Here is an 11677-nt window from a genome sequence, read left to right as displayed (position 1 = left end):
ATCCCCCTCAAACTGTTAACGTAATGAGTCATAATAAAAAACGTTGTCACAGTGCTTTCATTATAATGATAAAAAAGTCGGGGGATTCTTTCTATGTATAATCATCTAAAGATTAATCTATTTTATCATTCTTTTTTGTTTGATTATCTAATAAGAGGAGCGAGAAATATAAAATATTTAAGTCCTTGAATTGTTTCGGATCAAGTCCTGTATACTCCTCAATTTTTTTAAGTCTATAATGCAATGTGTTAATGTGTATATGTAATTGCTCCGCTGTTTGTTTATAGGATTGGTTATAATCAATAAATAAACGTAAAGTGTGCATAAGTTCAGGCGATGATAATAAGTTTTCGATGGTGCGCTTTAGAAATTGTTCCCGCGTTTCCGCAGAAATATCTTGTAAGCACATTTCTAAACGTAAATCTTCATTAAATACAATGTTTTTCGTTTCAAGTGATACGGAAAGAGCTTGTAATGCTTGTTCGTATGATAAGTTCATATTGCTTGGTGTAACGGATTGGCCAATCCCGATATATAAAGAAATAGAAAACAAAGTTTCACAGTCTTGTTTTAATCGTTTTAAAAATTGATATGTTTGCTCTTTGGAGTTCGTGGCTGTAAATAAAATGAATCGATCATTTCCCCAGCGAACAAATAGATGCTCCTTTGTTAATAGATTGCGTACGTGTTGCCAAATCTTACGCTGAAGCATCGTGTCATTTTGATCGATAGAGAACAAAATAAGTTGTTTCTTCTTATATAAATCAATACCAAGTGTTTTGGCACGATCGAGAAAGCTTGGAGACCAGTCTGTATTTTGGAGCCAATCAAAGACAAATGCTTCATAAGAACGGTGTTCAAGTTCTAGCTGTTCTAAAAAGTAGTTTTCGTGAATGAGTAGTTCGGTCATTTTACGTAATATTTCTCCGTATTGGGAAATGTTTTCAGGTTCGCCTGTAATTCCAATGACACCAATTACTTCGTCATGGAATAGTAAAGGGAGATTCATACCCGCTTTTACGCCATGCAAACGTCGTTCATCTTCTTTTGTAATAATGACAGTTTTCTTTTGTTTCGCACAGCGGAGTGCGCCTTCATGAAATTGACCGATTCTTTCTATATCTGTACTTGCGATAATAACGCCTTGTATATTAATGATAATAATATTTTCTTTAATTAGTCTGCGTACTTCTCGTACAATTTTATTTGCTAAATCAGGAAAAAGCATAATTGGCACACCTCAAATTCTATTTGTTGTACATTATATATGTAAATGAAGTAGGAAAGGGAAATTTCACACTTTCCACACATTTATTTGTTATTTTACAATTATAACGAAATCATCCGAAGATGGAGGGAATCTTTTGAGAAAGTCTGTTTTTCTTCTCTGTTTTGTATTTCTATTAGTAGGGTGTCAAGGAAGCTCGTATACACCGATTGCTAAAGATAAAAGTGTTATTATAACAACGAATATAAAAGAAGGCAGTATTAGTTTTGTCGATAAGCAAACTAAAAAGTTAATTACGACATGGGAACTTAACGAGCCGATGGCAGGAACCCTACTACTTCCAAATGGTGAAGACATACTTGTATATGGTAAGCAGTTAGAGTACATGTATGTATATTCACTAGTCGAAGGAAGACAAGTGGAGAAATATAAAACTGGAAAAGGTATTGTAAATGTAATCGTATCCGAAGATAAAAAACAATTATTTGCTGCCGATCAAAATGCCCAAAAGGTAAGGTTCTTTACGATAAAAGGTAAAGAGACAGGAAGTGTGTCAACCGGAAAAGGGCCAATAACGATGGTAGAGTACCATAACCAGTTATCTGTATTAAACTTTTATGATACGAAGCTAACGACAATTGATACAAAGAAAAAAGAAGTGATACAAACCTTTATGATTCCACCAGCGTCAACGGGGGCGACAATTAGTCCAGATGGGAAAGAAATATGGATTGGCGGACATGGTGATGGAAATCAGGTAAATGAGAAAGTATTAGTGTATTCTTTGCAGAGCGGAGAAATGGTACGTTCTTTACACGCTCCGTTTATGCCTGTGAATATTACGAAGGATCATAAGTACGTATATGCATTAAGTCACGGTTCGAATACGCTTAGAAAGTTTGATGTTAGCACGTATAAAGAGGTGGCTTCTGTAGAAGTAGGATCAAACCCATTTGCATTTTTGAAGAGCGGAGCAGAAGGGTACGTAGCAAGCTATGATAGTGATGAAGTTTGCGTCATGGATATGAAGAATTTGAAAATAAAACAAACAATTAAAGTCGGAAAAGGACCGTTTCAACTCATAGAGAGAGAAGGGAAGGACAATGAGTAAATATAGGGTGCTAGTTGTAGATGATGAAAGTGATATGAGGCAACTTGTTGGAATGTACTTAGATAATTTCGGATACGAGTGGGAAGAAGCTGAAAATGGAAAAGAAGCTCTAAAAAAATTAGAGACAAATCATTATGATTTCGTTGTACTAGATATTATGATGCCAGAGATGGATGGACTTTCAGTTTGTAAAGAAATTAGAAAAACGTCAGATGTACCAATAATATTTTTAACAGCAAAAGGTGAAGAGTGGAATAGGGTGAACGGCTTACGTATGGGAGCAGATGATTATATTGTAAAGCCATTTAGTCCTGGCGAATTAATTGCTCGTATGGAAGCTGTGTTAAGACGTTATACAAAGCAAGAGCAACAAGAGGAGATTCAGTTTGGCCCGATCCTTATTAATGAAAAAAGTAGGAAGATTGAGGTGGATGGTGAGCCGATTTCTCTTACAGTAAAAGAGTTTGATTTACTCTATTTTCTTTGCCAACATACAGGACAAGTATTTAGCCGGGAACAATTGCTGGAAAAGGTATGGGGATATGATTATGCCGGAAGTACAAGAACAGTAGATACGCACGTGAAAACGATGCGTTTGAAGCTTGGAGAAAGTGGAAACTACATTCAAACTGTTTGGGGTGTAGGCTATAAATTTGAGGTGTAACGTATGTTTACAATGGTACAGAAGCTTTGGCTGACAGTAGTATGTGCAGTATTTGTAACAGTTTCCTTTCTTTATTTTGTATCTTTATATTCGTATGAAAAACTATACGTTGATAATTTAAAAGATTCATTAGTAATGGAAGGGAAGCGTCTTGCTGCGCAATATGATAAGCGCGAAGGAATATCAATTTTTGAAGAGAAAGTAAGAGCATTTGATCAAATATCTAGTTCAGACGTTCTTTTCGTATCGAACCCACGTGATTTAAGTGCATGTTTACCATTTGATGTGCACCATCATTCTCTTATAAGTGAAGGGGACAGGCAAGCATTATTAGATGGAAAAACTGTGACAAAGATAGGATACGAGGAACATTTTGACCGTAATATTATGGGGGTTGTCATCCCTGTTTTAGAAAATAAAAAATTAGTTGGTATTGTATATTCTTATATTCCTTTAAAAAGTATAAAAGACTTAATATATGATATGGGTCTTATTTTAGCACCGTTAGCACTTGCTATAACTTTACTGACAATATGGGTTGGTAGAAAAATTATTATTGCTATTACGAAACCACTTTCGCAAATGGAACGAGTTGCCAATCATTTGGCTACGGGAGATTTCTCAGAACGAATTACAATTTCTTCTGAAGATGAAATTGGACGATTAGGAAAAGCATTTAATAAGATGGCAAATTCTTTAGAGACAGAAGACGTAAAGCGTAAGGAGTTTTTAGCTAACGTTTCGCATGAACTAAGAACACCGCTTAGTTATATAAAAGGGTATAGCGAGGCTATTTTAGATGGTGTAGCGAAGGGACCGCAGCAGGAAAAAGTAACACAGCTCATTCATAAAGAAGCAGATCGTATGCAGCGTCTCGTTCATGATTTATTAGATTTAGCACAACTAGAAGGGGAACATTTCCCTTTAAAGAAACAACCTATCGTTTTTTCACAACTAATTGAAGATGTGTTAGATACGTATGAGATTAAGTTTATAGAAAAGAAAATTCGTATTTCAACAAATTTAAATCCAGAAATCATTGTAATGATTGATGAGGATCGTATGCAACAAGTGCTTCATAACGTGTTAGATAATGCGATACGGTATACAAATCAAAACGGGGATATTATGATAACGCTTAGGCAGATAGATGATTACTGTGAATTGAACATAAAAGATACAGGAATCGGTATTGATACGGAGCATTTAGAAAACCTTGGTGAACGTTTTTACAGAGTTGATAAAGCGAGAAGTCGTCAACATGGTGGAACAGGTTTAGGCCTGGCAATTGTAAGACAAATTGTTCATATACATGAAGGACAGTGGCGAATTGAAAGTGAAAAAGGGAACGGCACGACGGTTAGTATTAAATTGAAAGTACAGGATGAGGAGAGCATGTTCTAATTTTTAGGGCATGCTCTTCTTTAGAAAACAGTTATACGTAAAAGTATTAATTAATATGTAATAAATATCGAAATTTTGACGATTTTATGAACAAAACATTTGTACTTCTTACCAATTCGTTCTAAAATGGTTATGATGCAAAGTTCTTATAAATCGTTTCAATTGTTGTTTGGAAGATACTGAGGTGATTTAACTGGAGTACAAATCTATTAAACCGAAAAAAATTTACGAAGAAGTATCTGAAGCTATTTTAACAATGATTAAAAATGGTACGTTAAAACCTGGTGACAAACTACTTCCTGTACATCAATTAGCTGAGCAGTTTCAAGTTGGCAGATCTGCTGTTCGTGAAGCGCTAAGTGCGCTAAGAGCGATGGGCTTAATTGAGATGAAACAAGGAGAAGGTACATATGTGAAGAATTTTGATTCTTCTTCATTAACAAAATCATTAAACAATAGATTATTGATGAAGAAAGAAGATATTTTGAATTTATTAGAAGTACGAAAGGTGCTTGAAGTGGGGGCAGTTCGAGCAGCTGCGGCAAAACGTACGGAAGATAATTTGCAAAATATGAAGCATTGGTTAGATGAAATGGCAAAGAGCATTGGAGATGAAAAGGCTGGCGAAAAAGCAGATTTTCAGTTCCATATGGGAATTGCGGAGTCTTCGCATAACAACATTTTGCTTGAACTCATGAATCATGTTTCAGAGATGATTGCTGAAACGATTGGTGAATCAAGACGCATTATTTTATATGGTGAACAAACAACATCAGAACGACTTATAGAAGAGCATCAAGTTATATATGATGCAGTGTTAAAGCAAGATGTAGAATTAGCGCAGCAAGCAATGCTAGATCATTTAACAAATGTAGAACATATTGTCACAGGTAGCAACGATATAAATTCTTAATTTAATCTTTTAAAAATCTAATTTTCTGATAAAATAGAGAGAGATTAAGTAAGCGTTTTCTTTAGAAGAGGGAGAGGATAGGCCATGGTTGAGCCTATTTCTTCTCTCCTTAGTCATCTGATGACCATATGTTTGTTGGTGGAGTTGTAAAAAGGGGGAGTAATAATTATGAAAGTTACTTTATTTGTTACTTGTTTAGTCGATATGTTTGAAACAAATGTCGGCAAAGCAACAGTTGAGGTGTTGGAGCGTTTAGGTTGTGAAATTGAATTTCCAGAAGCACAAGTTTGTTGCGGTCAGCCTGCTTATAATAGCGGCCATGTAGAAGCTGCAAAAGAAGCGATGAAACATATGATTGAAACTTTTGAAGATGCAGAATATATCGTTACGCCATCTGGTTCTTGTGCGACAATGTTTCATGAGTATCCGCATGTTTTTAAAGATGATCCGAAGTGGGCTAAACGTGCACAAAAAGTTGCTGATAAAACATATGAATTTACACAATTTATTGTAGACGTTTTAAAGGTTACTGATGTTGGTGCAAGTTTACCAGGGATTGCTACTATTCATAAATCATGTCATATGACACGTATGCTTGGAGTAACAGAGGCACCAGGAATTTTATTATCAAATGTAAAAGGATTAACTGTGAGAGAGTTACCAAATGTGCAAAATTGTTGCGGGTTTGGGGGAACGTTTTCAGTGAAGATGACTCCAATTTCTGAGCAAATGGTAGATGAAAAGGTAGATAGTGCAATGGAAACAGGCGCTGATTATTTAATCGGTGCAGATTGTGGGTGTTTGTTAAACATTGGCGGACGTATTGAGCGTTTAGGAAAAGAAATAAAAGTAATGCATATTGCTGAGGTACTGAATAGTCGCTCATGAAGGGGGAACATAAGCTATGTCTATGAAAATCAGTGAGAAAAAATTTAATGATCGCGTTGGCGATGGAATTCAAGATTCGTTTATGCGCGGAGCAGTATCTTCTGCACAAACACGCTTATATACGAATCGTTTAAAAGCAGCAGATGAATTAGGGAACTGGGAAGAATGGCGTGAACTCGGTGAAGAAATTCGTCAACATACGTTAGAAAATCTTGATTATTACTTAATGCAGTTAAGTGAAAATGTATCCAAAAGAGGCGGACATGTGTACTTTGCGAAAACGAAAGAGGAAGCAGCAAAGTATATTCAAGACGTTGCAAAAAAGAAGCAGGCAAAAAAGGTAGTAAAATCAAAGTCAATGGTAACAGAAGAAATTAGTATGAACCATGCGCTTGAAGAAATCGGTTGTGAAGTGTTAGAAAGTGATCTAGGAGAGTATATTCTGCAAGTAGATAACGATCCACCTTCACATATTATTGCGCCTGCTCTTCATAAAAATAGAACGCAAATTCGTGACGTATTTAAAGAAAAGCTTGGCTATGAAAATTCTGATGATCCATACGAAATGACAAAGTTTGTTCGTAAACAACTTCGTGAAAAATTTATGGATGCTGAAATTGGTGTGACAGGTTGTAACTTCGCTGTTGCAAATACTGGCTCTCTTTGTTTAGTAACAAATGAAGGTAATGCCGACCTTGTTATGTCGATTCCAAAAACACAAATTGCGGTTATGGGTATGGAACGTATGGTTCCGACAATGGAAGAATTAGATGTTTTAGTTGGTTTACTATGTCGTAGTGCAGTAGGTCAAAAGTTAACAAGTTATGTAACGGTAGCGGGACCAATTCAAGAAGAGGAAGTAGATGGCCCAGAAGAATTCCACTTAGTTGTGGTTGATAATGGTCGTTCTCAAATTCTCGGATCTGAATTCCGTCAAGTGTTGCAATGTATTCGTTGTGCTGCTTGTGTGAACGTATGCCCTGTATATCGACATGTTGGTGGACATTCATATGGTTCTATATACTCAGGACCAATTGGGGCGGTATTAACACCACTTTTAGGTGGATATGATGATTACAAAGAGCTTCCTTATGCTTCTAGTTTATGCGGAGCGTGTACAGAAGCTTGTCCAGTAAAAATTCCATTGCATGATTTATTATTAAAACATCGTCAAGTTATCGTTGAGCAAGAAGGGCGTGCTCCACTTGCAGAAAAATTAGCAATGAAAATGTTTAGTATGGGTGCATCTTCAGCAGCTTTATATAAAATGGGATCAAAGATGGCGCCAGCAGCAATGAGTCCATTTACATCTGGTAACCGTGTATCAAAAGGTGTTGGGCCACTTAAAAATTGGACAGATATTCGTGAATTCCCGGCTCCAAGTAAAGAACGATTCCGTGATTGGTATAAAGATCATAAGAAAGGCGGGGACAAATAATGACAGGATTAATTCAAAACCGTGAGTCCTTTCTGGAAAATATTGCGAAAGAACTTGGACGCGCGCGTAAAACGGATGGTGTAAAACGTCCAGTATGGAAAAACAATGTGAATAAAGAAACGTTAAAAAATTATTCACAAGAAGAATTGTTAGAAGTATTTAAAAATCAATGTACAAACATTCATACAACTGTTGTGGAAACGACAAATGACCGTTTACGTGAAGATATTCAAAAAGTAATCGTTGAAAACGGCGGGGGACCTATTATGTTATCGGCAGATGAACGTTTTGATTCTTATGGATTGACTTCTTTATTTAAAGAAGAACTTCCAAAGCAAAATGTTGAAGTGAACGTATGGGATCCTGAGAAAAAAGAAGAGAATATGCGTATCGCGGAAAGAGCGAATATTGGAATTGCATTTAGTGATTATACTTTAGCCGAATCTGGTACGATCGTTGTGCAAAGTCATAAAGGTCAAGGCCGTTCTTTACACTTTTTACCGACTGTATACCTTGCTATTATTCCACGTGAAACACTTGTACCTCGTATTACACAAGCAGTTGAGGATATGAACAAGCGTGTAGAAAATGGCGAGACAGTGGCATCTTGTATTAACTTTATTACAGGACCTAGTAACTCGGCAGATATAGAAATGAATCTTGTTGTCGGAGTACATGGACCATTAAAAGCAGTATATTTCATCGTATAAAATAGGGGAAAGCAGGCCAGAAAATGGCCTGCTTTTTTAATAGAATAGAGATAATATGAAGTAGAAGTTCTCTCCTTTTTTTGCTATGTTCTTCTGGAAAGGAGAGGAAGGGATGTTCACTTATGTATATGCATTGTTAGCGGGGATGGTGTTTGGTTCTTTTTTTATGGTAATTGCGATGAGAGTTCCGCTAGGGGAGTCTATCATAACCCCGCGTTCATATTGTCATTATTGTAAGTATGTGCTAAAGCCAAAAGAATTGATTCCAATCATTTCTTTTTGTATGCAAAGAGGGCGTTGTACGAATTGTAAGAGGAAAATTTCAATTTTGTACGTAGTATTTGAACTTGTAACTGGAATGATATGCCTTCTTACTGTATATATGATTGGGGTGGAACGAGAGCTTATTATCGTTTTATCACTTTTTTCGTTACTTCTTATTATTTCAGTTACAGATTACATATATATGTTAATTCCAAATCGTATTTTAGCTTGGTTTGCTTGTTTACTCATTTTAGAATGTGCTTTTATACCGTTAGTCACCTGGATAGATAGTATAGTTGGTAGTTGCGTTATATTCATTTTGTTATACTGCATGCAAAAGATATATCCAGAAGGGCTTGGGGGAGGGGATATAAAATTACTTTCGTTACTTGGATTTATAGTGGGACTGAAAGGGATTTTTATCGTTTTATTTTTAGCATCTTGTTTTAGTCTTTGTTTCTTTGGAGCTGGTCTCGTATTAAAACGTATGAAAATGAGGACTCAAATACCGTTTGGTCCTTTTATTAGTCTTGGGGCAATATGTTACATGTTGGTCACGTATGCAAAATAGAGAGGGGATAGAAAATGAATGTATATATGGATGATCAAAGAAGTTGTCCGTACGGTTACGTGCTCGCAACTACAGTAGAATGTGCTTTGCAAATGGTACGAGATTATGAGGTGAATGTTCTTTCCCTTGATTTCAATATGGGATGGGGAGAAAAAAGTGGATTAGATTTTGTCGAAGCTTTTTGTAAAGAGGGTTTATATGTAAATGAAATACACTTTCATACGAATGATGTCATCGGTATGCATAAGATGAAACAGAGAATGAATAAGGGAAAGGAAGAAGGAGAGATTAATCCTAATCTTGTTGTTAAATATGTGGGGAGCTAAAAACTCCAAAGTAAAACTTTGGAGTTTTTAATGTTTCATATGCGCTTGCAACGGAATGATTTCTTCTTGTTGAGCTGCTCCTAATTCAGTTTCTTCTTGTTTCACGCCAGGTACTTTCTTTGTTAAGTAATGGTATACCATACCGACAAATACAGACCCACCAATAATGTTACCGATTGTAACTGGAATTAAGTTATGAATAGCACCTGCAAAAGAAATTGTCTCAGGATGCGGTGAAACTAAAGATAAAGCAAACAGTGATAAGTTTGCGATGCTATGCTCGTAACCAGATAAGAAGAATGTGAAAACGAGCATCATCATCATCATAATTTTTGCTGTATCACCTTTAACTTGAGAAGGTAAGAAACAAGCAAGACATACAAGCCAGTTACATAAAATTGCTTTAAAGAATAGTTGCATTGTAGGTGTATTCATTTTTCCTTCTACTACTTTATTCATGAAATGACCGTGATCAATTGCTTCAAAAATGCCAGTTGCGTAAAATAGTAAGGCAAAGAATAAAGCACCAGCTAAATTGCCTGCATAACAAGCAAACCAGTTACGAAGTGTATCAGATAGTGTTGTTTCTTTTCTTAATGTTGCTACAGTGAAGTACATTGTGTTTCCAGTAAACAATTCAGCACCACCATATATAATAAGTACGAGAGCAATTCCGAAAAACATAGAAGCAGCTAAATAAGTTGCTGGTGAATCTGCAATGTGAAAAAAGTTACCTAATTTAAAGCATAGAACAATAATAAAACCGATATAAATACCCGCAAGTGCTGCACGAATGAAATATTGCATCGGGTTTGTATCTAACATTTGTTTTTTGCCCTTAGCCAGTTTGACAACATAATCTAATCCTTGTTCTAGCATGAGTAATACGCTCCTTTAGTACATCATCTATAAATACTCCTTATATGAATAAAGTACATGGATTCTTTTATAGTTTCAATAAGTTTGTGCAATTTTTCACAAAAAGGACATACATATATTAAGAAAGCGTTTACAAAATATAGTATAATAGAATTTTTTCTGGACATTGAGAGGGGGAAGGGCAAAAAGAAAAAGCACTGTAATTACAGCGCTTTTTCGTCTAAATTCTTTTCTACTTTTGTTTCCACTTCTTTTGAGAAGAACCAACCACCAGCTGCGATTCCAACTAATACAATCCAGAATGTAAGCTTCCATGGTGTAGATTCTGGGAATGAGTGCGGAATTACATTTAATGCAGGGTGTGCTAACGTATAAACTGCTAGTTTCACACCAACCCAACCTACAATTAAGAATGCCGCAGTTTCAAGTCCTGGTTTACGTTTTAAAATTTGTACGAAAGCAGTTGCCGCAAATCGCATAATGATTAATCCGATAAGTCCACCTACAAAGATAACAACGAATTGTCCAGTATCAAGACTACCAATTGTACCTAATCCTGTTTTTGGTAAAGTCATTGCTAATGCAACAGCAGCTAAAATAGAATCAACTGCGAAGGCGATATCTGCAACTTCAACTTTAAATACAGTCCACCAAAAGTTCTCTTGTTTTTTCTTTGCTTCTTTTTCTTCTGTTTCTTCATCTGTATTCTTTTTAACATACGTTTTAAATAAGTGATTACCAGCGATAAACATAAGGTAAATGGCACCGATTGCTTGCACTTGCCATACGTCGACTAGGAACGAAATCATAAATAACGATCCGAAACGGAAAACAAATGCCCCTGCTAATCCATAAAATAGTGCTTTCTTTCTTTTTTCTTCTGGTAAATGTTTTACCATAATTGCAAGAACAAGAGCGTTGTCAGCCGCTAAAATCCCCTCTAGTGCAATTAGGATGAGTAATACCCAACCATACTCCAATAATAATGATACATCCATGTACATTCTCCTCTCATTTCTATAAGTACTAAATAAGTGAAGAATTTCCCCACTATTTAGTTTCCCCATACTCCTGCCTATTAACTTCGGAAGAATTTGGTAATGAATGCAAAAAAGACCTCTGCCGTTAATAGGCAAAGGTCTTGCTAGACATATGTAATGAAAATGCCAACAAAGCCGGAAGAACTAAGTTCTACGTAATGACGACTTTGTTTCCAAGAAATATTCTTGGACGCTACTCCCCTTTGGAGATATGCTATTGTACTCTCATTATATGGATAAT

At 35.9% G+C, this 11677-nt stretch carries 12 protein-coding genes and 1 riboswitch; of the genes, 9 read left to right on the top strand and 3 right to left on the bottom strand.

Going from position 1 to position 11677, the window contains the following annotated elements:
• Positions 1 to 112: 112 nt before the first annotated feature.
• On the bottom strand, positions 113 to 1228 hold the full coding sequence (locus tag PDQ33_RS01550; protein WP_061131189.1) for a CdaR family transcriptional regulator: 1116 nt from the start codon (positions 1226 to 1228) through the stop codon (positions 113 to 115).
• A gap of 136 nt (positions 1229 to 1364) precedes the next feature.
• Between PDQ33_RS01550 and PDQ33_RS01545 the strand changes: the two genes are divergently transcribed.
• The 9 genes from PDQ33_RS01545 (at position 1365) to PDQ33_RS01505 (ending at position 9517) form a co-directional block, all read left to right on the top strand.
• Complete coding sequence (locus PDQ33_RS01545) at positions 1365 to 2339, top strand: YncE family protein (protein WP_001232401.1); 975 nt, start codon at positions 1365 to 1367, stop codon at positions 2337 to 2339.
• The gene (locus PDQ33_RS01540; RefSeq protein ID WP_061131190.1) at positions 2332 to 3003 is read left to right on the top strand and encodes a response regulator transcription factor; all 672 of its coding nucleotides are present in this window, start codon (positions 2332 to 2334) and stop codon (positions 3001 to 3003) included. Before PDQ33_RS01545 ends, PDQ33_RS01540 begins: the two co-directional genes overlap by 8 nt.
• Positions 3004 to 3006: 3 nt before the next feature.
• Positions 3007 to 4407, top strand: a complete 1401-nt coding sequence (locus tag PDQ33_RS01535) for a sensor histidine kinase (RefSeq protein ID WP_048557209.1) — start codon at positions 3007 to 3009, stop codon at positions 4405 to 4407.
• Positions 4408 to 4630: 223 nt separating this feature from the next.
• Entirely contained in the window at positions 4631 to 5320 is a 690-nt protein-coding gene (locus PDQ33_RS01530) for a FadR/GntR family transcriptional regulator (protein ID WP_255256540.1), read from the top strand.
• 168 nt (positions 5321 to 5488) lie between these two features.
• Entirely contained in the window at positions 5489 to 6208 is a 720-nt protein-coding gene (locus PDQ33_RS01525) for a (Fe-S)-binding protein (protein ID WP_000869149.1), read from the top strand.
• A 16-nt stretch (positions 6209 to 6224) separates the two neighbouring features.
• Positions 6225 to 7646, top strand: a complete 1422-nt coding sequence (locus PDQ33_RS01520) for a LutB/LldF family L-lactate oxidation iron-sulfur protein (protein WP_000061914.1) — start codon at positions 6225 to 6227, stop codon at positions 7644 to 7646.
• Positions 7646 to 8356: a LutC/YkgG family protein gene (locus tag PDQ33_RS01515; RefSeq protein ID WP_000147208.1), complete on the top strand. Its 711-nt coding sequence runs from the start codon at positions 7646 to 7648 to the stop codon at positions 8354 to 8356. The genes PDQ33_RS01520 and PDQ33_RS01515 overlap by 1 nt, the downstream gene beginning before the upstream one ends.
• Positions 8357 to 8468: 112 nt before the next feature.
• On the top strand, positions 8469 to 9191 hold the full coding sequence (locus PDQ33_RS01510) for a prepilin peptidase (RefSeq protein ID WP_000495748.1): 723 nt from the start codon (positions 8469 to 8471) through the stop codon (positions 9189 to 9191).
• Between the two features lie 14 nt (positions 9192 to 9205).
• On the top strand, positions 9206 to 9517 hold the full coding sequence (locus PDQ33_RS01505; RefSeq protein ID WP_001103780.1) for a cyclic-phosphate processing receiver domain-containing protein: 312 nt from the start codon (positions 9206 to 9208) through the stop codon (positions 9515 to 9517).
• Between the two features lie 27 nt (positions 9518 to 9544).
• Here PDQ33_RS01505 and PDQ33_RS01500 read toward each other — a convergent pair whose 3' ends face one another.
• Positions 9545 to 10396: a formate/nitrite transporter family protein gene (locus PDQ33_RS01500; RefSeq protein ID WP_270393783.1), complete on the bottom strand. Its 852-nt coding sequence runs from the start codon at positions 10394 to 10396 to the stop codon at positions 9545 to 9547.
• A gap of 203 nt (positions 10397 to 10599) precedes the next feature.
• Complete coding sequence (locus tag PDQ33_RS01495) at positions 10600 to 11394, bottom strand: TerC family protein (protein ID WP_000383322.1); 795 nt, start codon at positions 11392 to 11394, stop codon at positions 10600 to 10602.
• A gap of 90 nt (positions 11395 to 11484) precedes the next feature.
• Positions 11485 to 11650: riboswitch (yybP-ykoY riboswitch) on the bottom strand.
• Between the last annotated feature and the right edge of the window lie 27 nt (positions 11651 to 11677).

The sequence above is a fragment of the Bacillus cereus group sp. Bc031 genome, from assembly GCF_027716265.1.
In the GTDB taxonomy this organism is placed as follows: domain Bacteria; phylum Bacillota; class Bacilli; order Bacillales; family Bacillaceae_G; genus Bacillus_A; species Bacillus_A paranthracis.
This window is presented reverse-complemented; position numbering and strand designations above follow the sequence as displayed.

What these genes read in the sequence shown, in the direction of transcription:
- PDQ33_RS01510 (WP_000495748.1), top strand. Translation starts at nt 8,469, where the DNA reads ATGTTCACTTATGTATATGCATTGTTAGCGGGGATGGTGTTTGGTTCT.
- PDQ33_RS01550 (WP_061131189.1), bottom strand. Translation starts at nt 1,228, where the DNA reads ATGCTTTTTCCTGATTTAGCAAATAAAATTGTACGAGAAGTACGCAGA.
- PDQ33_RS01500 (WP_270393783.1), bottom strand. Translation starts at nt 10,396, where the DNA reads ATGCTAGAACAAGGATTAGATTATGTTGTCAAACTGGCTAAGGGCAAA.
- PDQ33_RS01505 (WP_001103780.1), top strand. Translation starts at nt 9,206, where the DNA reads ATGAATGTATATATGGATGATCAAAGAAGTTGTCCGTACGGTTACGTG.
- PDQ33_RS01525 (WP_000869149.1), top strand. Translation starts at nt 5,489, where the DNA reads ATGAAAGTTACTTTATTTGTTACTTGTTTAGTCGATATGTTTGAAACA.
- PDQ33_RS01515 (WP_000147208.1), top strand. Translation starts at nt 7,646, where the DNA reads ATGACAGGATTAATTCAAAACCGTGAGTCCTTTCTGGAAAATATTGCG.
- PDQ33_RS01540 (WP_061131190.1), top strand. Translation starts at nt 2,332, where the DNA reads ATGAGTAAATATAGGGTGCTAGTTGTAGATGATGAAAGTGATATGAGG.
- PDQ33_RS01520 (WP_000061914.1), top strand. Translation starts at nt 6,225, where the DNA reads ATGTCTATGAAAATCAGTGAGAAAAAATTTAATGATCGCGTTGGCGAT.
- PDQ33_RS01535 (WP_048557209.1), top strand. Translation starts at nt 3,007, where the DNA reads ATGTTTACAATGGTACAGAAGCTTTGGCTGACAGTAGTATGTGCAGTA.
- PDQ33_RS01495 (WP_000383322.1), bottom strand. Translation starts at nt 11,394, where the DNA reads ATGGATGTATCATTATTATTGGAGTATGGTTGGGTATTACTCATCCTA.